Annotated in this window: 1 rRNA gene; it reads right to left on the minus strand. The window is 55.4% G+C overall.

Annotation, left to right across the window (positions count from 1 at the left end):
- Positions 1 to 893 (minus strand): 23S ribosomal RNA (locus KNP92_RS15680); the annotation flags it as partial.

The raw sequence follows: 893 nt of genomic DNA on the forward strand, positions 1-893 counted from the left end.
TGCCGGGCGGATTTGCCAACCCGACGGCCTCGCTGCTTGTCCGTGCACTTCCAGTCGCACGGTTACCTTATCCTTCTGCGTCCCCCCATCGTTCAAACGGTGGTACGGCGGTACAGGAATATCAACCTGTTGTCCATCGCCTACGCCTTTCGGCCTCGGCTTAGGTCCAGACTAACCCTGAGCGGACGAGCCTTCCTCAGGAAACCTTGGGCTTTCGACGGAGGGGATTCTCACCCCTCTTTTCGCTACTCACACCGGCATTCTCACTTCCAAGCGCTCCACGGCTCCTCACGATACCGCTTCACTGCTGCTTGGAACGCTCTCCTACCATCCCTTACGGGATCCATAGCTTCGGTGGTATGTTTAGCCCCGTTACATTTTCGGCGCGGCGTCACTCGACTAGTGAGCTATTACGCACTCTTTGAATGGTGGCTGCTTCTAAGCCAACATCCTAGTTGTCTGTGCAACGCCACATCCTTTTCCACTTAACATACACTTGGGGACCTTAGCTGATGGTCTGGGCTGTTTCCCTCTCGACTACGGATCTTATCACTCGCAGTCTGACTCCCGAGTACAAGTCACTGGCATTCGGAGTTTGACTGAATTCGGTAACCCTGTGGGGGCCCCTAGTCCAATCAGTGCTCTACCTCCAGAACTCTTCACCTCGAGGCTAGCCCTAAAGCTATTTCGGAGAGAACCAGCTATCTCCAGGTTCGATTGGCATTTCACCGCTACCCACACCTCATCCCCGCACTTTTCAACGTGCGTGGGTTCGGACCTCCAGTCAGTGTTACCTGACCTTCATCCTGGACATGGGTAGATCACCTGGTTTCGGGTCTACGACGACGGACTGATGCGCCCTGTTCAGACTCGCTTTCGCTGCGGCTCCGCCT

This window comes from Exiguobacterium sp. s122, assembly GCF_018618475.1.
Classification (GTDB): domain Bacteria; phylum Bacillota; class Bacilli; order Exiguobacteriales; family Exiguobacteriaceae; genus Exiguobacterium; species Exiguobacterium himgiriensis.